This is a genomic window from uncultured Jatrophihabitans sp., from assembly GCF_964252635.1.
Lineage (GTDB): Bacteria > Actinomycetota > Actinomycetes > Mycobacteriales > Jatrophihabitantaceae > Jatrophihabitans.
The window spans coordinates 182,423-203,201 of sequence record NZ_CAXUNP010000001.1; the positions used below are offsets into that span (position 1 = coordinate 182,423).

Sequence of the window (20,779 nt, forward strand, 5' to 3'; positions counted from 1 at the left end):
ACATTTCCACCTCTGTGTGGTCTAGTTCACGCTTGTAAACGACTGTTTACAACAGTGGGAGGGACGGGTCAAACACTGTGACCGAGCCGCAATCCGGCGCGGCGCACTTCGAGCAGACGTTCGCCATCGCCGAGGACTTCGCGTCGCTGAGCCACGCCGCCCGTCGTGTGCTGGCGATGTCGGCCGCGCTGTTCCACCAGCGCGGGGCCGGCGGCACGTCGATCCGCGACATCACCGGTGCGTGCGGGCTGACGCCCGGCGCGTTCTACAAGCATTTCGCCTCGAAGGACGACGTCCTTTACATCCTCGTCTGCCACGGGCACGAGAGTCTGGACCGCCGCCTGGCGGCGTCGGCGGCAGCCGCCGGACCGACGCGGCGGGCCCAGCTGGCGGCGTTCGTCCGGGCGTACGTGCTGGCGCATCTGGACAGCCCGCAGCTCTCGCAGCTCGTCCGGCGCGAGTACACCTACCTGTCCCCGGAGCGGCGCGAGGAGATCATCGAGCGGCGCCGGGGACTGCGCCGGCGGCTGGCCGCGCTGCTCCTGGACGGGGACGCCGACGGGACGTTCCACCTCGTCGGCGGTCAGGACGCCGCGACGCGCAGCGCCGTGATGATCCTGGACATGTGCAGCCGTACCAGCGAGTGGTATCACGCGGACCGGGGCGGCATGTCCGGGCCGCAGCTGGCCGAGCGCTACGTCGAGGCCAGCCTGCGCCTCGTCGGCGCGCGCCGGGACTGAGCTCGACGCGCGCCACCCTCGACGATCAACAGCGCGACACAGTCGTCCTGCGACGGTGTCGCGCTGTCGATCGGCAGGGTCGGGCGGTCAGAGGCCGGAGACGTCGGACTGCTTGGCGCGCACGGCCTCGGCGGCCTCCTTGAGCCCGGCGAGCTCGGACTCCGTGAGGTCGCGCTCGACGATCCGCTTGACGCCCCCGGCGCCGATCTCGGCCTCGACGCCGAGGTAGACACCGTCGATGCCGTACTCGCCGTCGACCCACGCGCAGACCGGGATGACCTCGCCGGAGTCGGTGATGACGGCGCGAGCCATGCGCGCGGCGGCCGCCGACGGAGCGTAGTACGCCGAACCGGTCTTCAGCAGCGCGACGACCTCGGCACCGCCGTTGCGGGTGCGGGTGACGAGCTCCTCGATCTTGTCGGCGTCCATCACGTCGGCCAGCGGCTTGCCGTCGACGAAGCACGCCGAGGGCACCGGCACCATGGTGTCGCCGTGCGAGCCGAGGGTCAGCGTCTGCACCGACGAGACCGGGACGCCGAGCGTCTCGGCCACGTTGTGGGTGAAGCGCGCGGTGTCGAGCACGCCGGCCTGGCCGAACACCCGGTTCTTAGGAAATCCGGAGGCCTGCTGCGCCAGGGCGGTCATCTCGTCGAGCGGGTTCGACACGATGATGATGACGGCGTTGGGCGAGTGCTTCGCGATGTTCTCGGCGACGCCACGCACGATGCCCGCGTTGACCTCGAGCAGGTCCATGCGGCTCATGCCGGGCTTGCGCGGCAGCCCGGCGGTGACGACCACGACGTCCGACCCGGCCGTGGCCTCGTAGCCGCCGCCCTCGGGGGTGGTGGTGGCGCCGACGACCTTGGTCTCGAAGCCCTCGATCGAGCGCGACTGGTTGAGGTCCAGGGCGAGGCCCTCGGGCTTGCCCTCGACGATGTCGGTGAGCACGACGGTCTCGAACACGTCGTACTCGGCCAGGCGCTGGGCCGTGGTGGATCCGTAGAAACCGGCCCCGACGACGGTGACCTTCCCGTGGCGGTCGGACATGCGTATTCTCCTCGTGTCAGGGGTGTCGCTTCGGTGATGTCTGGGGCCGAGGTTAGGCCACCCGCCGGTCAGTGCCGGAGGCGGATGTCGGTGGCGAGAATCAGGCCACCGAACACGAGAAAGCAGGCGGTGTCGATCCAACGGCCGCGGACCGCCAGCATGCCGACGGCCGCGCCCGGCAGGACCAGGCGCAGCACCGCCGCACCCAGCGCGACGACGGAGATCGCGAGCGTGCCGCGGACCGGGTGGTCCGGCTCGGCCACCAGGTAACAGAAACCGGCGGCCAGTCCGGCCAGGACGATGAGGAAGGCGAGCTGCTCACGGACCCAGCGCCAGGTGCGTCCGACGACCGTCACTGATCAGGACCGGGCGGCGAGCTGGCGCTCCGCGGCCTCGACCACGTTGGACAGCAGCATGGCGCGCGTCATCGGGCCGACGCCGCCCGGGTTCGGGCTCAGGTAGCCGGCGACGTCGACGACGTCGGGCGCCACGTCGCCCGCGATCTTGCCGTCGACCCTGCTGACGCCCGCGTCGAGCACCGCAGCCCCGGGCTTGACCATGTCAGCGGTGATCAACGACGGCGACCCGGCGGCCGCCACCACGATGTCGGCCCGGCGCACGTGGGCGGCGAGGTCGGTCGTCCCGGTGTGGCACAGGGTCACGGTGGCGTTCTCGGACCGGCGGCTCAGCATGAGCCCCAGCGGCCGGCCGACGGTGAGCCCGCGGCCGACGACGACCACGTCGGCACCGGCGATGGGCACGTCGTAGCGGCGCAACAGCTCGATGATCCCGGTGGGCGTGCACGGCAGCGGCGCGGGCCGGCCGAGCACCAGCGACCCGAGGTTGGTCGGGTGCAGCCCGTCGACGTCCTTGACCGGATCGACGGCCGACAGGATCGCGAATTCGTCGAGCCCGGTGGGTTGCTGGACGAGGAACGCGGTGCACGCCTCGTCGGCGTTGAGCTCGGCCACCACCGCCTCGACCTGGGCCTGGCTGGTGCCGGCCGGCAGGTCACGACGGATGCTGGCCACGCCGATCTCGGCGCAGTCCTTGTGCTTCGCGTTGACGTACCAGGTGCTGCCCGGGTCGTCGCCGACGAGCACGGTCCCGAGCCCGGGACGGACGCCGTGCTCGGCAAGGGCCTGCACCCGTGCCGTCAGCTCGGTCTTGATCGCGGCAAGGGTTGCCTTGCCGTCGAGGATGGTCGCGCCCACGCCGACATAGTGCCAGCCGCCGAGCCGTCGACCGTGGCGCGGGTCGGCTTGATCACGCGACACGGGCCGGTAGGTGTACCTCCGACGGACAGCACGCGGCCGTCGCCGGACAACCCGCCACGCGCGACTCGGGGTCAGTGCGCGAAGTGCCTCGTCCCGGTGAAATACAGGGCCACGCCTGCCTCGGCGCAGGCCGCGATCGTCTCGTCGTCGCGGATCGACCCGCCGGGCTCGACGATCGCGCGGACGCCGGCGTCGAGCAACACCTGCGGGCCGTCGTTGAACGGGAAGAACGCGTCCGACGCGGCGACACTGCCGCGCGCGCGCTCCCCCGCACGCGCGACCGCGAGCCGGCACGAGTCCACCCGGTTGACCTGCCCCATGCCGACCCCAACGGTGGCCCGCCCGGACGCCAGCAGGATGGCGTTCGACTTCACGGCCCGCACCGCCCGCCAGGCGAAGACGAGATCGGCGAGCGTCTCGTCGTCGAGGGCGTCGCCGGCCCGCAACGTCCAACTGTTCGGGTCGTCGCCGGGCGCGTCGATGGTGTCGACCGTCTGCAGCAGCAGCCCACCCGAGATCGGCCGGCGCTCCAGGGCCGCGGTGCTCGGCTTGGCGACAAGCAGCCGGGTGTTCTTGCGCTTGGCGAGTCGCTCGAGCGCGTCCGGCTCGTAGGACGGCGCGATGATCACCTCGGTCAGGACCTTGGCGATCTGTTCGGCGAGCTGGAACGAGACCGGACCGTTGGCCGCGATGACGCCGCCGTAGGCGCTGGACGGGTCGCAGGCATGGGCCTTGGCGTGCGCGTCGGCGATGTCGGTGCCGAGGGCGATGCCGCACGGGTTCGCGTGCTTGATGATCGCCACGCAGGGCTCGGCGAAGTCGTAGGCGGCCCGCCAGGCCGCGTCGGCGTCGACGTAGTTGTTGTAGCTCATCGCCGCGCCCGAGAGCTGCTCGGCGTGCGCGATCCCGGTGTCGCCCGCCGGGTCGATGTACAACGCCGCTTTCTGGTGCGGGTTCTCGCCGTAGCGCAACACCGCGGCCCGTTCGTACTCCGCCGCTACCCAGCCGGGGAACCCGCTGGGCGTGCCGTCGACGTCGTCGTCCGGGCTCACCGCCGAGCCGAGCCAGGAGGCGACCCCGATGTCGTAGGCCGCGGTGTGCCGGAAGGCGGCGAGGGCGAGGCGGCGCCGCGCGGGAAGGTCGAAGCCGCCGGCCCGCACCGCGGCGAGGACCTCGTCGTACCGCGCCGGGTCGGTGACCACCGCGATCGAGCCGTGGTTCTTGGCACTGGCCCGCACCATCGCCGGACCGCCGATGTCGATTTGCTCAATGACGTCGGCCTCGCCGGCGCCGCTCGCCACGGTGGCCGCGAACGGGTACAGGTTGGCGATCAGGAGCTGGAACGAGTCGATGCCGAGGTCGGAGATCGTCTCGACGTGCGACGGGTCGTTCTGGTCGGCGAGCAGGCCGGCGTGCACGTGCGGGTGCAGGGTCTTGACCCGTCCGCCGAGGATCTCCGGGAAGCCGGTGACCTCGTCGACGGCAACGACCGGGACACCGGCGTCGCGGATGCGCGCGGCGGTCGACCCGGTCGACACGATCTCGACGCCGGCCTCGTGCAGGCCGCGGGCCAGCTCGTCCAGGCCGGTCTTGTCGTAGACGCTGATGAGCGCCCGGCGGACGGCGATCGATGTCACTAATACTCCTTGACGAGGGTGTGCAGGGTCTCGAGGTAGAGCGGCTTCTCGGCCGCCTGGACGCGCGCGCGCAGGGTCTGCTCGTCGTCGTCGGGACGGACGCCGACGCGGACCTGGGCGATGATCGGGCCGGTGTCGATGCCCTCGTCGACCCAGTGGACGGTCACGCCCGTCTCGCGCACGCCGGCGGCCAGCGCGTCGCGCAGCGCGTGCGCTCCGGGGAAGGCGGGCAGCAGCGCCGGGTGGGTGTTGACGACCCGGAACCGGCGCACGACGTCGGCATCCAGGATGCGCATGAACCCGGCCAGCACGAGGAGGTCGGGCTCGTACCCGGCAATCGCCTGCTCCAGCGCGCGGTTCCAGGTCGCCCGGTCGGTGTGCTCGGCCGGTGGCACCGCGAACGTGGCGGCGCCGGCGCGTTCGGCGCGCTGCAGGGCCTGCGCCGCCGGCTTGTCGGATCCGACGGCGACCACGAGCGGTCGCAGCACCGGATCGTCCAACACGGCCTGGACCGTGGTGCCACTGCCCGACGCGAGGACGACGAGGCGAGCCGGCACTTCGCCGACCCTACCCGGCGAGCTTGCCGCCCTTGCCGCCGTCCACGTGCTCGCTGTCGGTGTTGATGCCGTGCTCACCGTCGGTGTCGCTGTCCGGGTCGGAGTCACGGCGGACGACGGCGACCACGGCCGAGGCGGCCCCGGACACGACATCGGTCGCCCGCGCCGACACGTGGGTGACGGCGTTGCCCACCGCATCCGACACTCGGGCTCCGGCCGCCGCCAGCGGGATGTGGTCGGGGTCCTCGGCCTCGCGGGTGCGCAGCGAGTCGCCGACGAGCTGCAGGCCGAGCACGGCCGCCGCCGCGAGCCCGGAGACCGCTCCGAGTGCCAGTCCGAACTGCCATGGGGACGCACCGACGGCGTGCAACCGGCCGCTGCCGATGGCCCCGCCGCCCTGCCAGGCCAGGACGACCCCGGCGAACGCGATGCCCAGGGACGCCCGGCCGAGAGTGCGCCACGGGTCCGGGCAGCGGCGGGCCAGCGCCGACGCGTAGGCGCCGGCCGCGAGCCCGGTGAGGACGGCCAGCAGCCAGCCGATCCAGCCCGCCGGTCCGTGCGGGACCGCGCCCAGGACGGGGAAGGACGGCAGGGTCCCGCGTGGCGTCGAGCCGAGCGCGACGGTGGTGCCGTCGCCCACCGCGAACCCGGGCCCGGCGAGGTACGCGGCCCCGGCGATCGCGGCGTTCGGCGCCGCCAACAGGCCGAGCAGCAGCACCGGGATGCCGGACCAGCCACCGCCGACCTGGTGCGACAGCTGCTCGACCTCGGCATGGTGGACGATCAGGGAGCCGACGACGAGCAGCGCTCCGGCCGCGAGGTACACGGCGAGCACGGCGACCACGACGCGGGTCGCGGGCAGCAGCCACGCCGGACGGGTCTCGGCCCACGCCTCCCGCAACGGGGAGTACCGGAGTAGGGCGGCCCCGCCGGTGATCGCGAAGAGCACGAACCCGCCGAGGAAGGCGCCGACGGGCGGAACGCTGCTCGTCCCGAGCGACGACACGACCGCCAGCACCGCGCAGGTGGCCGCGAAGGCGGCCGCCTGCAGCAGCCCGGCCCGGATCAGGCGCACGGGGTCGTACTCGGCGAGGTCGTCAGCGGCGTCGGCCAGTCCGCAGCCGGCTCGCCAGGCGATCACGCCGAGCGCGACGGTGAGCCCGAGAGGCAGGAAGGCGGAGTCGACCCCGTCGACGGTGATCCCGCCGCGGGTGGCGGCGAGGAAGGTGATCAGTCCGGCGCGGATCGCCGAGCCGGCACTACCGGCCTGGCCCGCGGCGGGCAGCCAGCAGATCGCCACGGACACGATCGCGACGACCGCCGCGACCAGTGCGGCGCCCGCGCCCGTCCAGACGGCCGAGACCCACAGCGACCGGGCCGCCGCCGGGGGGACGACGCTGCGGCGCGTGTCGTCGTCAGAGGGGCCGGCGGGCATCCGTCCAGGTTGGCAAGACGGAGGCGGGATCCGGCGCAGACGCGCCGGACCCCGCCGTTGTCGATGACCCGGAAGTACCGGGCGCGGTGGCTACCGCCCGTAGTTCGGCGGCTCCTGCTCGCCGTGGCGGCCACCCTGCTGCTCCCCCGAGCCGGGCGGCGGGAAGATGGGGTTCTGCTGGGTGGCGGCGTCGTCCGGGTTGTAGCGGGGCAACACCGTGGTGCGGGAGTTGTCGTCATCGGACGACGGCGGCTCGGCGGACGGGGGCTCGGCGGACGGGGGCTCGGGCGCCGACGACGAGGGCTCGGCGTCCAGTCGCGACGCACCGTAGGACGGCGCGTCCTGCTGCGGCGCACCGTAGGACGGCGCGTCCTGCTGCGGCGACCCGTAGGACGGCGCGTCCTGCTGCGGCGACCCGTACGACGGCGCATCCTGCTGCGGCGACCCGTACGACGGCGCATCCTGCTGCGGCGACCCGTAGGACGGCGCATCCTGTGCGGCGACCCGTAGGACGGCGCATCCTGCTGCGGCGACCCGTAGGACGGCGGCGGCCCGTAGGAGCCGGCCTGCGAGGACGGCGAACCGTACGACGGTGCGTCCTGACCCGGCGCGCCGTAACCCGACGATCCCGAAGGCGGACCGTACGACGGACCCGACTGCCCCGGACCCGACTGCGACGACGGCGGGCCGTACCCGGGCGGCGGTCCCTGGGGAGGGCCGAACTGGCCCGGCCCGCCCTGCTGGCCCGGTCCACCCTGCTGCCACTGGTTCGACGAGCTCGACGAGCCGCCACCGAAGGCACCCAGTTTCCCGGTCGTCATCAGCCACGCCGCGATCAGGGCCGCGGCCTGCACGATCGCCGTGATGAACGCCAGGATGAGGCCGATGCCGGCATCGATGCCGTCACCGTGGTTGACCAGCACCCCGAGGGTGACCAGCACCGCCGCCACGGCCACGGCTGCCGGCGCCAGGGTGAGGTCTTTCTTCTCGAAGGCCGCCACACCCGCCAACAGGCCGGCGACGAGGATGAGACCAACGCTCGCGGCCCCGAGCGACTCGAACCCTGAGTTCGAGCGGTCGCCGCCGACGCCGCTGACCGTCAGCCAGTCGAGGAAGCCCCAGATGAAGCCCAGGACGCCCAGGACAGCGGCGGCGTAGGCCAGGTAGGTGGTCTGCTGTTCGCGGCTCGCGGAGGACGCCGGGCGGCCCCCGGACTGTGGTCCGGAGGACCCGGGCGGGCCGGAGGGTCCGCGCGGAGGGCCGTAGTCGGACATGTACTCACCAATCTCGTGTGGGGGTCGACCAGGTCAACGGGTGCACCGACCGTAACGGGGCCGGGCGCGGGTCGGGTCTGTGTTACTGCTGCCGGTACCCGGGAGGCGGCCCTTGCTGCCCGTACCCGGGCGGCGGGCCTTGCTGCCCGTACCCGGGCGGCGGGCCTTGCTGCCCGTACCCGGGCGGCGGGCCTTGCTGCCCGTACCCGGAGGGCGGACCCTGCGGCGGGCCGTAGCCGCCCGGAGCCTGCCCGTAGCCGGGGGGCGGACCCTGGGGCGAGCCGTAGCCGGGCTGCCCGTAGCCGCCGTGGTGCGACCCCGACCTGCCGGAGTGCGACCCGAACGGGTCCGACAGGCTGCCGCCGTTGCGCTGGAAGGACAGGAAGGTGACGACCGCGCCGACGACGACCAGGACGAGGACGATCCAGTAGGAGAACGAGTGCCCGGCGTCGACGGTGCTGGCGTCCGACTTGATGGTGTTGCCCTCGTAGTCCCCGTCCGGGATCACGAACAGCGCGATCAGGACGAACAGGAAACCGAGCACGTAGAGGCCGAGGGCGATGGTGCGGGCGGGCACGGGGAACGACAACTGGGGCGCGAAGACCGCGACCGCCACGACGATCGCCGCGATGAGCGCGAGCAGGACGCCGAACCAGCCGAAGAAGCCGTGCCAGGCACTGTTGTCGATGCCGTCGCAGGCGTCCTTCGCCTGCTGGCTGACCGGGTTCTTGCAGGCGAGGTCGGCCTGCTGCCCCTTCGGCGAGTAGGAGTAGAAGCTGAAGAAGGAGAAGATCAGCGCGATCACTCCCGCGCCGATGGCCGCCCAGTCCAGCGGGTTGACCGAGGCCAGGTCGACGCCCTGGCGGCCGGCCGGTGCGCCGTAACCACCCGGACCGCCGTACCCACCACCCTGGGGCGGGCCGTAGCCACCACCGGGCGGCGGACCGTACCCACCACCCTGGGGCGGGCCGTAGCCACCACCGGGCGGCGGACCGTACCCACCACCCTGGGGCGGGCCGTAGCCACCACCGGGCGGCGGCGGTGAGCCGGGGGGACCGTAACCGGTCATCGAGCATCTACCTCTCGTCGGTGCATCCACGTGATCGTGTCGGAGTACCCTAGCGCGGCCTGAGTCCAACACCGGGGACGCCGAAGCCCGCCGGAAACACCGGATCGGCGGCCCGAGGCCCCACGCACACGCGCGCCGGAACACCGGAGGTGTTCCGGCGCGCGGATGAGGCGAACGGGCTACTGCGGGGGGCCGTATCCCGGCGGGGGCGGCGGCTGCTGGCCGCCCGACGTCGGAGGCTGCGGCTGGCCGTACCCCGGAGGGGGTGGCGGCTGCTGGCCCGGGCCGGGGCCCGGACGAGCGCCCTGCTGCGGCGCGGACCCGCCGGTCAACCCGCCCTGCGGTCCGTAACCGCCCATGTTAGGAACCTTGCTCTGCAACCCGCCGGGCAGCTGTCCACCCGTGGCCTGGAAGCGCATCAGGGACAGGGCCAGACCGGCGATGATGACGATCAGGCTCGCCCAGAATCCGAAGCCGTGGTTCGTGTCGACGCTGTAGCCGCCTGGGACGTCGCCGCCGTAGGCGTCGGCGCCGGGCGTCACGAAAATGGCGATGATCTCGAACAGGAGGGCGAGCGCGAAAAGTCCGAGGCCGGCCAGGCGTGCCGGCACCGGGAGCTTCACCTGCGGGCGGAACAGGGCCAGCGCGACCAACACCGCACCGGCGATGGCGAACACCATCGCGAACCAGCCGAAGAAACCGCCACCGACGACGTCGTGCCAGGCGCTCGCGCCGTCGGTGTCCACCGTCGTGGAACGGCCCCGGTAGGACACGTCGGCACCGTCGTAGAAGTCGATGAAGGACAAGATGAAGGCGAGGACGCCGGCGCCGAGGATGCCCCAGTCGAGCGGGTTGATCGTCTTGGGGTCGAACCCGGCCGCTCCGCTCGGACGGCCGGTCGGCGGCGGCCCCCACTGACCCGCCGGCGGCTGGCCGCCGGGCGGCGGCTGGTTGCCGGGTGGCTGGTCACCCGGTGGTGGCTGGAACGTCATGGCGTGCTCCTCGAGGCTGGATCCTGCGGATCTTGGCGTTCTTTCAGGTTGTGGTGCAGGCAAGGTAGCGCCCCACGGCCGGGATACGGAACCGCCAGCCCCGGGCGCGCCGTGACGCTAGAGCGGTCCCGCGGCCCGGCGCACGAGTCGAAGTGCCCTACCCCACCCCGGAAAGCGGACATCTCCCCCGAAACGACACGACCGCCGCAGGAATCCGGGTGGTTTCCGGTTCCTGCGGCGGTCCTCTTACGAGTTGATGAAGAAAGCGGTCATCGGCCGCCCGGTGGTCAGCGGCCGAGGATCTCCCGCATGAGCTGAGCGGTCGCGCTCGGCGTCTTGCCGACCTTCACCCCGACGGCTTCCAGAGCCTCCTGCTTGGCGGCGGCCGTGCCGGACGAGCCGGACACGATGGCGCCGGCGTGACCCATCGTCTTGCCCTCGGGGGCGGTGAACCCCGCGACGTAGCCGACGACCGGCTTGGTCACGTGCTCCTTGATGTAGGCCGCGGCCCGCTCCTCGGCGTCGCCGCCGATCTCGCCGATCATGACGATGGCCTGCGTCTCGGGGTCGTTCTCGAAGGCCTCGAGGGCGTCGATGTGCGTGGTCCCGACGATCGGGTCGCCCCCGATGCCGATGGCCGTCGAGAAACCGATGTCCTTGAGCTCGTACATCATCTGATAGGTCAGCGTGCCGGACTTGGAGACCAGACCGATCGGGCCCGTGCCGGCGATGGTGTGCGGCGTGATGCCGGCCAGGGATTCGCCCGGGGTGATGATGCCGGGGCAGTTCGGGCCGATCATGCGCGTGCTCTTGCCCTGCAGGTAGGACCACACCTCGGCGGTGTCCTGCACGGGCACGCCCTCGGTGATGACCACGAGCAGGCCGATGCCCGCGTCGATGGCCTCGATGCAGGCGTCCTTCGTGAACGCCGGCGGCACGAAGACGACCGAGACGTCGGCGCCGGTCTCGGCCATCGCCTCCTTGACCGTGCCGAACACCGGCAGGTCCTTGCCGCCCAGCTCGACCCGGGTGCCGGCCTTGCGCGCGTTGACGCCGCCGACGATGTCGGCACCGGACTCGACCATCAGGGTGGTGTGCTTGGAGCCCATGCCACCGGTGATGCCCTGGACGATGATCTTGGAGCCCTTGTTCAGATAGATCGACATCGGTGTCAGCCCTTCGCAGCCAGCTCGGCGGCCTTGTCGGCCGCGCCGTCCATGGTGTCGACCTGGGTGACGAGTGGGTGGTTCAGCTCGTCGAGGATCGCCCGTCCCTTGTCGACGTTGTTGCCGTCGAGGCGCACGACCAGCGGCTTGGTGGCCTGGTCACCCAGGATCTCGAGCGCACCCTTGATGCCGTTGGCCACCTCGTCGCACGCGGTGATGCCGCCGAAGACATTGACGAACACGCTCCGGACCTGGCTGTCGCCGAGGATGACGTCGAGGCCGTCGGCCATCACCTTCGCGTTCGCGCCACCGCCGATGTCCAGGAAGTTGGCGGGCTTGACGCCGCCGTGCTTCTCGCCCGCGTAGGCAACGACGTCCAGGGTGCTCATGACCAGCCCGGCACCGTTGCCGATGATGCCGACCTGACCGTCGAGCTTGACGTAGTTGAGGTGCTTCTCCTTGGCCTTGGCCTCCAACGGGTCGGCCGCGTCCTTGTCCTCGAGCGCGGCGTTGCCGGGCTGCCGGAAGTCGGCGTTCTCGTCCAGGCTGACCTTGCCGTCGAGGGCGATGATGCTGCCGTCGCCCACCTTGGCGAGCGGGTTCACCTCGACCAGGGTGGCGTCCTGCTTGACGAAGACGTCCCAAAGCTTGACGAGCACGTCCGCGACGGGGTCGATCAGCTCGTCGGGGAACTTCCCGGCGCGGGCGATCTCCTTCGCCTTCGCCAGGTCGACACCCTCGATCGCATCGACGGATACGCGGGCCAGCGCGTCCGGGCGCTCCACGGCCAGCTGCTCGATCTCCATGCCGCCCTCGTAGGACGCGAGCGCCAGGAAGGTGCGGTTGGAGCGGTCGAGCAGGTAGGAGATGTAGTACTCCTCCTTGATGTCCGCGCCCGGGTCCACGAGGACGCGGTGCACGGTGTGGCCCTTGATGTCCATGCCGAGGATCTGCTCGGCGTTCGTCCTGGCGTCCTCGGGGGTCTTGGCCACCTTGACGCCGCCGGCCTTGCCGCGGCCACCGACCTTGACCTGCGCCTTGACGACTGTGACCCCGCCGATCCGCCCGGCGGCGGCCTGCGCCTCGTCCGGCGTGGTCACGACCTCGCCGAGGGCCGTCGGGACGCCGTGCTCCTTGAACAGGGTCTTGGCCTGGTACTCGAACAGATCCACTCTGACACGTCCGTTCCGCTTGGCTGCAGCTGATTACCTCAGGTTCTACGCCACCCCGGGCGCCGAGTCACCGACGGCCGTGGCGCCTGAGACCGGCTTCACGGGGCGGAGCGGTCAGGCGACACTCTGCGGGGCGACGTTGCTGCGCACCCATTCGACGATCTCGTCCATGGTCGCCCCCGGCGTGAACACCTTGGCGACACCCATGGCCTCGAGCTCGGCGATGTCGGCCTCGGGGACGATGCCGCCGCCGAAGAGCACGACGTCGGACGCCTCGTTCTCGGCGAGCAGCTCGACGGTGCGGCGGAACAGCGTCATGTGCGCGCCGGACAGGATCGACAACCCGACCGCGTCGGCGTCCTCCTGGACCACGGTCTGCACGATCTGCTCCGGCGTCTGGTGCAGGCCCGTGTAGACGACCTCCATGCCGGCGTCACGCAGCGCGCGGGCAATGACCTTCGCGCCCCGGTCGTGCCCGTCGAGGCCGGGCTTGGCGATGACGATGCGAATGCGGTCGGCCACGTCCGCAGCGTATTCGCCCGGCCCGGATCGGCGCTACGCGTGCTCGGCGACGTCGTTGCCGCTGGGCGCACCGCCCGGTTCGGGACTGTCCATCGTGATCAACTGTGGGTAAGGGTCACGCAGCCACCATCCGCAGTTGATCAGTTGGGACCGAGGCCCTCAGGGCTGGTAAGGCGGCGCGACGCCCCAGCCCCAGCGTGGGACCGGCGCAGCGAGGACGACGTCGGGGGCACCGGGCTGCGAGTTCTGCATGGCAAGCCGGGTGCCCCACTCGACGTAGCCCACGAACGCGGCGCGGAACTCCGGGTCGCCCGGCAGCCCGGCGTCGTCGGCGGCGCGGCTCATCAGCGACGCGAACCGGAAGCGCTGCTCGGCCGTGATGGCCAGTTCCAGGTGGTGCGCCAGCATGGTCGCGTAGCCGCCGTGGCGGGCGGTGTAATCGGCAGCCCCGCCCATGACCTCGACCCACCACGTGGTGACGTGCGCGCGGTGCTGCTCGCTCACCCCGCCCGGGAACAGCGGCGACAGCAGCTCGTCGCGTTCGACGCGGTCGTAGAAGGCATCGATGAGGCGTCGGAACGCGGCGGGCCCACCCGCCCATTCGAGCAGCGTCGGGGTGTCGGCCATCGGCCCAATCTAGAGCGGGACGGGCCGGGCGGCCTCAGAGTTTCTGGACGGGGGCGTAGCGCAGCATCAGCCACTTGACGCCGGTGCTGCCGCCGAAGTCGATCTGGGCCTGCGAGCCCTCACCCGAGCCGCGGGTGTCCAGCACGGTGCCCATCCCCCACGAGTCGTGGGTGACGCGGTCGCCGGACGCCAGGGACGGGATCGCGCGGTTGCCGATGCCCCCGCGCAGCTTGCCGGACGCGGCCAGCTGCTGCTGCGCGCTGGGCGTGCGCCCCCGGCTGCTGCCCGCGCGGTTCGACCCGCTGGCGCGGTAGCCGTGGTCGCTGTAGGCCCCCGACGAGACGTCGTCGGAGTACCCGGTCGAGCCCCGGCCCACGAACGGCGCCCGGTCGACCTCGCCGGTCCACCCGACGAGCTCGGGCGGCACCTCGTCGAGGAAGCGCGACGGCGGGTTCCAGGACGGCGCACCCCACGCCGAGCGCGACAGGGCGCGGGAGAGATACAGCCGCTCGCGGGCGCGGGTGATGCCGACGTAGGCGAGCCGGCGTTCCTCGGACATCTCATTCGGGTCGCCGAGCGAGCGCATGTGCGGGAAGACGCCGTCCTCCATGCCCGTCAGGAAGACGACCGGGAACTCGAGACCCTTCGCGGTGTGCAGCGTCATGAGGGTGACGACACCGCCCTCGGCGTCGGGGATCGAGTCGGCGTCGGCCACGAGTGAGACCTGCTCGAGGAACGCGTCGAGGGTGGGCTCCTCGTCGATCGACGCGCGCTGCTCCTCGAACTCGCGGGCGACGTTGACGAGCTCGCGCAGGTTGTCGACGCGCGACTCGTCCTGCGGGTCGCGGCTGGCCTCGAGCTCGCGCAGGTAGCCGGTGCGGTCGAGGACCGCCTCGAGGATCGCGCCCGGGACACCGTCCGGGCTCGCGACAACGGCGCGCAGCTCGGTCATCATCTCGGTGAAGCCCTGGATCGCGGACAGCGAGCGCGGCGCGAGCCCCGGCACGACGTCGGCCCGCTCGAGCGCCGCGCCGAAGGAGATGCGCTCCTGCTGGGCGAACACCTCGACGCAGGCCTCGGCGCGGTCGCCGATGCCGCGCCGCGGGGTGTTCAGGATGCGGCGCAACGACACGACGTCGTCGGGGTTGGCGAGCACACGGAGGTAGGCCAGGGCGTCGCGGATCTCCTTGCGCTCGTAGAAGCGCACCCCGCCGACGACCTTGTAGGGCAGGCCGACGCGGATGAACACCTCCTCGAACACACGGGACTGCGCGTTGGTGCGGTAGAAGACCGCGACGTCGGACGCCTTCGCGACGCCCTCGTCGGCGAGGGCGTCGATCTGCTGCGCGACCCAGGCCGCCTCGTCGTGTTCGTTCTCGGCAACGTAGCCCGCGACCTTCTCGCCCGCGCCGGCGTCCGACCAGAGGTTCTTCGGTCGGCGGTCGGGGTTGCGCGCGATGACCGCGTTCGCCGCGGTGAGGATGGTCTGGGTGGACCGGTAGTTCTGCTCCAGCAGGATCGTCGTCGCGTCGGGGTAGTCGCGCTCGAACTCGAGGATGTTGCGGATGGACGCGCCCCGGAACGCGTAGATGGACTGGTCGGCGTCGCCCACGACGGCCAGTTCGGCCGGCTCGTAGGGCGCGTCCGGTTCGGGCACGGTGAGCTCGCGCACGAGCATGTACTGGGCGTGGTTGGTGTCCTGGTACTCGTCGACGAGTACGTGCCGGAAGCGCCGGCGGTAGTGGTCGGCGATGTCCGGGAAGCGCTGCAGCAGCTCGACCGAGGTCATGATCAGGTCGTCGAAGTCCAGCGCGTGGGCGTCGCGCAGCCGGTTCTGGTAGCGCGTGTACACGTCGGCCAGCACCTTCTCCGGTGCGTTGGCCGCCTTGTCGGCCCAGGCTTCGGGGGTGACCAGCTCGTTCTTGAGGTTGCTGATCTGGGCCGAGAGCGAGCGGGCCGGGTAGCGTTTGGGGTCGAGGTCGAGGTCGCGGCCCACCAGCGTCATCAGACGTTTCGAGTCGTCGGCGTCGTAGATCGAGAACGAGGTCTTGAGGCCGAGGTGCTTGGCCTCGGCGCGCAGCAGCCGCACGCACATCGAGTGGAACGTCGACACCCACATCGCACGCGCCCGGGGGCCCACGAGCTGGGACACCCGCTGCTTCATCTCGCCGGCGGCCTTGTTGGTGAACGTGATGGCCAGGATCTGGCCGGGCGTGGCGCCGCGCTCGGCCAGCAGGTAGGCGACGCGATGGGTCAGCACGCGGGTCTTGCCCGAACCGGCCCCCGCGACGATGAGCAGCGGGCCGCCCTCGTGCACGACGGCAGCGCGCTGCTGGGGATTGAGGCCCTCGAGCAGGGCGGCCGTGCCGGGCGCGGCCGCGGGCCGGGGCGTCGGGAACAGGGTGTCGAGCGGCTGGGACATCGTGGTTTCCACCCTACGGGCCTCCACCGACGAGGCGTTTCGAGTGGCATGGTGCTGGGTACGTGCGCAGGAACTTCCGAGAGGTGGGCTCCATGACGACCTTGGCCAAGCAACCGGCATCCGGTTCGGGGGACGGCTCGGGCAGCGGGACCGACGACGACGGCGCGCTGAAACGGCACGTCGGGGTCATCGGCCTGCTGTTCGCCAGCGTCGGGTCCATCATCGGCTCGGGCTGGCTCTACGGCGCCGCCAAGGCCTCGGAGATCGCCGGCCCGGCCGCGATCTTCTCGTGGGTCGTCGGCGCGTTCGCGATCGTGCTCATCGGCCTGGTGTACGCGGAGCTCGGCACGATGTTCCCAATCTCCGGCGGCGTCGTCCGCTTCCCGCACCTGTCCTTCGGCGGTTTCTCGAGCTTCACGATGGGCTGGGTCAACTGGATCGCCGCGGCCGCCGTCGCGCCGATCGAGGTCGAGGGTGCGCTGCAATACGCCAGCAAGTACGCCGACTTCACCAAGCTCGACAAGGCGACGCAGACCTATCCGCTGACGGCGCTCGGCTACGTCGTCGCCGTGCTCGCCATGGCCTTCTTCGTGGTCGTCAACTACTTCGGCATCCGCTGGTTCGCGCGCATCAACAACGTCGCCGTCTGGTGGAAGCTCGGCATCATCGTCCTCGTCATCATCGCGTTCATGGTGACCACGTTCCACGCCGGCAACTTCCACAAGCACGGCTTCTCGGTGGGCGGCGCGCACGCCATCTTCACCGCGGTGGCCACCGGCGGCATCGTGTTCTCCTACCTCGGTTTCCGTCAGGGCGTCGAACTGGCCGGCGAGACCGACAACCCGAAGCGCAACGTCCCCCTGGCCGTCGTGGGCTCGGTGCTGATCACCGCCGTCATCTACGTGATGCTGCAGATCGCGTTCATCGCCACCGTGTCGCCCGGCGCCCTGTCCGGCGGTTGGGGCGAGATCACGACGCACCTCAAGGACGCGAACGCACCGCTGGCGTCGATCGCCACCCTCATCGGCCTGGGCTGGCTGTCGACCCTGCTCTACATCGACGCGGTCATCTCCCCCGCGGACACCGGCCTGATCTACACCACGGTGACGGGCCGGATCTCCTACGCGATGTCCAAGAACGGCAACGCGCCGAGCATCCTGGCCCGCACCACGCCGCGCGGTGTCCCGCTCGTGAGCCTGTTCGTCACCTTCGTCATCGGGCTCATCGTGTTCCTGCCGTTCCCGAGCTGGCAGAAGCTGGTCGGCTTCATCACCTCCGCCACGGTGCTGTCGTTCGGGTCCGGGCCCATCGTGCTGGCCGCGATGCGGCGCCAGATCCCCGACCACGAGCGTCCGTTCAAGCTGCCGTTCGGCGACACCATCCCGTTCCTCGCCTTCTTCTCGGCCAACATGATCGTCATCTGGGCCGGGTGGGACGAGAACTGGCGGCTGTTCCTGGCGGTGCTGCTCGGCTTCGTCGTGCTGGCCCTGTTCAAGGTGACCGACCGCAACAACGCGCTGTCGCGGATGGACTGGAAGGCCGGCCTGTGGGCCCTGCCCTGGTTCGGCGGGCTCGCGCTCATCAGCTTCCTGAGCACGTTCCCGGAGGGCCCGAGGATGGGCAACACCGGCAGCATCCCGTTCGGCTGGGACTTCATCGTCGTGCTCGCCTTCAGCGCCGCGATCTGGTTCCTGGCGCTGCACTTCCGCCTGCCCACCCCGCAGGTCGAGGAGTACGTCGAGGACACCGTCGCCGAGGCGCAGGACGAGGAGAAGGAGCTCGGCAAGGCCCCGTGACCGCCCGGCAAGCGCGTCCCACGGACCGGGACGTGCTTGCCGCCAGACGGGACGACGTGCCACGATCACAGACGTGTCCAGCAGCGCCGCGCGATTTTTCTACGGGTACCGACCTACGGTCCCCGTCGTTGCTGGCTGATCACACTCACCATCAGACGCCCCGGACCGAGGTCCGGGGCGTTCTTCGTGCCGCGGGCCTCGCCAGACCAGAACGAGGACCGACATGAGCACCGACACCCGAACCCCCGTGCCCGACGACGTCGCCGCGGACGCCGCCGAGACGATCCCCGTCCTGCGCGGTCAGATCGACAGCCTCGACGAGGCCATCGTCCGGCTCGTCGCGGAGCGGGCCACGCTGTCCCGGCGGATCCAGACCGCGCGGATGAACGCGGGCGGTACCCGCGTCGAGCTCGGCCGGGAACGGGTCATCCGCGCCGCGTTCCGCGACGGGCTCGGCCCGGACGGCCCGGAACTCGCCGGCGCGATCCTGCAGGTCTGCCGCGGCCGCCGCTGATCGGTCGGCCGCGGCCGCCGTCCCTGGCCAAGGTCGACGAGGCGGGCACGCCGTCCTCGTCGACATCCACCTGGCCGACGGCCGAGTCCTCGTCGACCACCGCTGACCCGCACCGTCAGGTGCGGTCGGGCAGCTGTCCCTCCTCGTGGTCGAGCTCGCGTTCGAGGGCGCGCAACCCGGAGTCGGGCAGCTGCCCGGCGTCGCGCAACCGCAGCAGCTCCTCGCGCTGAGCGTCGATGACGAGCCGGCGGATCCGCAGCGCCGCCTCGTAGCGCGGCGAGCGCGGCGCCTCGTCGGGTGAGGCGTCCTCGAGCGCGTCGAGGCGCCCCCGGTACCGCCGCAGCTGGTTGTCCAGCAGTCGGTGGGCCGCCTCGAGGGCGTGCGGGTCGAGCGGGTCCTCGGCGGTCTCGGCGGCGTCACCGTCGAGCTCGTCCAGGCGGCGGACGGCCGCCTCGACCGCGGCGATGCGGGCGCGGTTGCGCAGCCGGGCCATGTCGCGGGTGCTGGCCCGCAGGCCGAGCCGCCGCACGAGCGGGGCGAAGCTCATGCCCTGGCCGACGAGCGTGACCAGCACGACGAGGAACGCGCAGAACAGCAACAGGTCCCGGTCCGGGAAGGGTTTCCCGTTCACGGTCAGCGGAATCGTGAAGATCGCGGCCAGCGTGATGACGCCGCGGGTGCCCGACCAGCTCAGGACGACCACCTCGCGCCCATCGAGGCGGCGGCTGCGGGGTTCGTCGGTGTCGCCGCCGAGCCGGGTGTGCAGCGAGCGGGGCAGGAGCTGGGTCAGCACCAGCCACACCGGGCGCAGCACGAGCACGAGACCGACCGTGATCGCGGCCGCCGTGGTGATGGTCCCGACGCTGTACTTGGAAAGCCCGCGCACCACCGAGGGCAGCTGCTGGCCGATGAGCAGGAACACGAAACCCTCGAGCAGGTAGTCGACGAGCCGCCACACCGCAGCCGTCTGCAACCGGCTGGCGCCGGAGCTCGAGCGGGGCGTGTCGTGGCCGACCATCAGCCCGGCCACCACGACGGCCAGCACGCCGGACACGTGCACCGACTCGCCGAGCAGGTAGGCCATGAACGGCGTCGCCAGCGAGACGGCGTTCGCGGTGAGCGGGTCGGCGGTGAAGGGTTTGATGAACCGGACGGCCAGCGCGACGACGACGCCGGCCGCGACGCCGCCGACGGCAGCGAGGATGAACTCGCCCACGGCCAGCGGCAGCGAGAAGCCGTGCCCCCGAGCCGCCGCGATGGCCACGGTCAGCGTGGTCAGCGCGGTCGCGTCGTTGAGCAGGCCCTCCCCCTGGATCAGGGTGATCAGCTTCGGCGGCAGCCCGACGCGGCGGCCGACGGACAGGGCGGCCACCGGATCCGGCGGCGCGACGCACGCCCCGAGCGCGATGCCGGCCGACAGCGTCACCCCGGCGACGAACGCCTCCAGCGCGAACCCGATGAGGACCGCCGTGACCAGGACGAGCGCCACCGACAGGCTCACGACCGTCCGCAGGTTCCGGCGAATCGCGAGCAACGAGGAGTCGAGCGCGGCGCTGTAGAGCAGCGGCGGCAGGACGAAGGTCAGCACGACGTGGGGATCGAGGGTGATGTTCGGCCCGGGCACCTGCGAGTAGGCGATGCCGAGGACGGTGAGCAGCGCGGCCCCCGGCAGGCCGGTCTTGCCGTCCAGCCAGTGCACCAGCACGATGCTGGCCGTGGCGGCCAGGGCCAGCAGCAGGACGGTCTCGACGCTCACCCGAGCATTCTCCCGGACCGGAGGCCGCTCCGGGCCACCCCCCGCTCAACGCACAGCGGCTGTAGATCCGATGGCAACAGTCTGGGCATCGGCTGGGCCGTGCCCCGGCAATGGCGGGATGCCGCCTGAGTCGGCTCACTCAGCGTTGGGGCGAACGTCATGCGGGGGCCACCTTCGCGTCGGGATGTCGGTCGCCGCCTGAGTGGGTCGGCCCGAAGCCGACGTCCGCCGGGACGGCGTCGACGACCTGTACGACCAACACCGCGCGCACCGCGACCCAGCCGCACCTGTCTGCGATGGCGAGCAAGGCGATCTCGTTGCTCGACACCAAGACTTCGCGGTCGAAGAAGGGCTTCTTCCTGCAGATCGAGGGTGCCTCGATCGACAAGCAGGACCATGCGGCCAACCCCTGCGGCCAGATCGGCGAGACGGTGGAGTTCGACCGCGCGGTGAAGGCCGCACTCGCCTACCAGAAGCGCAACCCGGACACGCTCGTCGTCGTCACCGCGGACCACGGCCACACCAGTCAGATCGTCGAGACCGGCTCGACCACCAAGGGTTACACGGCAACCCTGCGCACCCGTGACGGTGCGGACATGACGGTCAGCTACGCCACGGCCGACATCTCCGGCTCCCAGCAGCACACCGGCACCGAGGTCCGCATCGCGGCGAAGGGGCCGCAGGGCGCGAACGTCCTGGGCGTCACCAACCAGACCGACCTGTTCTTCACGATGAGCCGGGCGCTGGGCCTGCGCACCGACTGACCCGCGGCGCAC

18 protein-coding genes and 2 pseudogenes are annotated in these 20,779 nt (G+C 71.5%); 4 read left to right on the top strand and 16 right to left on the bottom strand.

Annotated features, from left to right (window positions below):
- Nucleotides 1-77: 77 nt before the first annotated feature.
- On the top strand, nucleotides 78-740 hold the full coding sequence (locus ACFFCA_RS00845) for a TetR family transcriptional regulator (protein ID WP_375481015.1): 663 nt from the start codon (nucleotides 78-80) through the stop codon (nucleotides 738-740).
- A gap of 87 nt (nucleotides 741-827) precedes the next feature.
- Here the strand turns inward: ACFFCA_RS00845 and mdh are convergent, their stop codons facing one another.
- The 15 genes and pseudogenes from mdh to pcrA all read right to left on the bottom strand — a co-directional run bounded on the left by mdh (nucleotide 828) and on the right by pcrA (nucleotide 15,937).
- Complete coding sequence (gene mdh / locus ACFFCA_RS00850) at nucleotides 828-1,787, bottom strand: malate dehydrogenase (protein WP_375481016.1); 960 nt, start codon at nucleotides 1,785-1,787, stop codon at nucleotides 828-830.
- A gap of 68 nt (nucleotides 1,788-1,855) precedes the next feature.
- Nucleotides 1,856-2,143, bottom strand: a complete 288-nt coding sequence (locus ACFFCA_RS00855) for a DUF3017 domain-containing protein (protein WP_375481017.1) — start codon at nucleotides 2,141-2,143, stop codon at nucleotides 1,856-1,858.
- Between the two features lie 3 nt (nucleotides 2,144-2,146).
- The gene (locus ACFFCA_RS00860) at nucleotides 2,147-3,001 is read right to left on the bottom strand and encodes a bifunctional methylenetetrahydrofolate dehydrogenase/methenyltetrahydrofolate cyclohydrolase (RefSeq protein WP_375481018.1); all 855 of its coding nucleotides are present in this window, start codon (nucleotides 2,999-3,001) and stop codon (nucleotides 2,147-2,149) included.
- A gap of 134 nt (nucleotides 3,002-3,135) precedes the next feature.
- Nucleotides 3,136-4,701, bottom strand: coding sequence for a bifunctional phosphoribosylaminoimidazolecarboxamide formyltransferase/IMP cyclohydrolase (gene purH / locus ACFFCA_RS00865; protein WP_375481019.1), 1,566 nt, complete (start codon nucleotides 4,699-4,701; stop codon nucleotides 3,136-3,138).
- On the bottom strand, nucleotides 4,701-5,204 hold the full coding sequence (purN, locus tag ACFFCA_RS00870; protein WP_375481020.1) for a phosphoribosylglycinamide formyltransferase: 504 nt from the start codon (nucleotides 5,202-5,204) through the stop codon (nucleotides 4,701-4,703). Before purN ends, purH begins: the two co-directional genes overlap by 1 nt.
- A gap of 64 nt (nucleotides 5,205-5,268) precedes the next feature.
- Nucleotides 5,269-6,693: a DUF6350 family protein gene (locus ACFFCA_RS00875; protein WP_375481021.1), complete on the bottom strand. Its 1,425-nt coding sequence runs from the start codon at nucleotides 6,691-6,693 to the stop codon at nucleotides 5,269-5,271.
- A 90-nt stretch (nucleotides 6,694-6,783) separates the two neighbouring features.
- Complete coding sequence (locus ACFFCA_RS00880) at nucleotides 6,784-7,521, bottom strand: hypothetical protein (RefSeq protein WP_375481048.1); 738 nt, start codon at nucleotides 7,519-7,521, stop codon at nucleotides 6,784-6,786.
- A 41-nt stretch (nucleotides 7,522-7,562) separates the two neighbouring features.
- Nucleotides 7,563-7,967, bottom strand: a pseudogene (locus ACFFCA_RS00885) (DUF5336 domain-containing protein); the annotation flags it as partial.
- Nucleotides 7,968-8,049: 82 nt separating this feature from the next.
- On the bottom strand, nucleotides 8,050-9,036 hold the full coding sequence (locus ACFFCA_RS00890; RefSeq protein WP_375481022.1) for a hypothetical protein: 987 nt from the start codon (nucleotides 9,034-9,036) through the stop codon (nucleotides 8,050-8,052).
- A 179-nt stretch (nucleotides 9,037-9,215) separates the two neighbouring features.
- Nucleotides 9,216-10,028, bottom strand: coding sequence for a hypothetical protein (locus ACFFCA_RS00895; protein ID WP_375481023.1), 813 nt, complete (start codon nucleotides 10,026-10,028; stop codon nucleotides 9,216-9,218).
- A 287-nt stretch (nucleotides 10,029-10,315) separates the two neighbouring features.
- Nucleotides 10,316-11,194 carry a succinate--CoA ligase subunit alpha gene (gene sucD, locus ACFFCA_RS00900; protein ID WP_375481024.1) on the bottom strand — a complete coding sequence of 293 codons (879 nt, stop codon included), beginning with the start codon at nucleotides 11,192-11,194 and terminating at the stop codon, nucleotides 10,316-10,318.
- Between the two features lie 5 nt (nucleotides 11,195-11,199).
- Complete coding sequence (gene sucC / locus ACFFCA_RS00905) at nucleotides 11,200-12,366, bottom strand: ADP-forming succinate--CoA ligase subunit beta (protein WP_375481025.1); 1,167 nt, start codon at nucleotides 12,364-12,366, stop codon at nucleotides 11,200-11,202.
- Nucleotides 12,367-12,480: 114 nt separating this feature from the next.
- Complete coding sequence (locus ACFFCA_RS00910) at nucleotides 12,481-12,888, bottom strand: cobalamin B12-binding domain-containing protein (RefSeq protein WP_375481026.1); 408 nt, start codon at nucleotides 12,886-12,888, stop codon at nucleotides 12,481-12,483.
- A 159-nt stretch (nucleotides 12,889-13,047) separates the two neighbouring features.
- Nucleotides 13,048-13,515 carry a group II truncated hemoglobin gene (locus ACFFCA_RS00915; protein WP_375481027.1) on the bottom strand — a complete coding sequence of 156 codons (468 nt, stop codon included), beginning with the start codon at nucleotides 13,513-13,515 and terminating at the stop codon, nucleotides 13,048-13,050.
- A 34-nt stretch (nucleotides 13,516-13,549) separates the two neighbouring features.
- Nucleotides 13,550-15,937 carry a DNA helicase PcrA gene (gene pcrA, locus ACFFCA_RS00920; protein ID WP_375481028.1) on the bottom strand — a complete coding sequence of 796 codons (2,388 nt, stop codon included), beginning with the start codon at nucleotides 15,935-15,937 and terminating at the stop codon, nucleotides 13,550-13,552.
- A 92-nt stretch (nucleotides 15,938-16,029) separates the two neighbouring features.
- On the opposite strand from pcrA, the gene ACFFCA_RS00925 reads away from it, so the two are divergent.
- A complete protein-coding gene (locus tag ACFFCA_RS00925) occupies nucleotides 16,030-17,733 on the top strand; it encodes an APC family permease (protein ID WP_375481029.1) in 1,704 nt (567 codons plus the stop codon).
- 223 nt (nucleotides 17,734-17,956) lie between these two features.
- Nucleotides 17,957-18,247 (top strand): chorismate mutase, encoded by a 291-nt coding sequence (locus ACFFCA_RS00930; protein ID WP_375481030.1) that lies wholly within the window; start codon nucleotides 17,957-17,959, stop codon nucleotides 18,245-18,247.
- Nucleotides 18,248-18,362: 115 nt separating this feature from the next.
- On the opposite strand, the gene ACFFCA_RS00935 is transcribed toward ACFFCA_RS00930, so the two are convergent.
- Nucleotides 18,363-20,003, bottom strand: a complete 1,641-nt coding sequence (locus ACFFCA_RS00935; protein ID WP_375481031.1) for a Na+/H+ antiporter — start codon at nucleotides 20,001-20,003, stop codon at nucleotides 18,363-18,365.
- Between the two features lie 173 nt (nucleotides 20,004-20,176).
- On the opposite strand from ACFFCA_RS00935, the pseudogene ACFFCA_RS00940 reads away from it, so the two are divergent.
- A pseudogene (locus ACFFCA_RS00940) lies at nucleotides 20,177-20,767 on the top strand (alkaline phosphatase); the annotation flags it as partial.
- Nucleotides 20,768-20,779 lie beyond the last annotated feature (12 nt).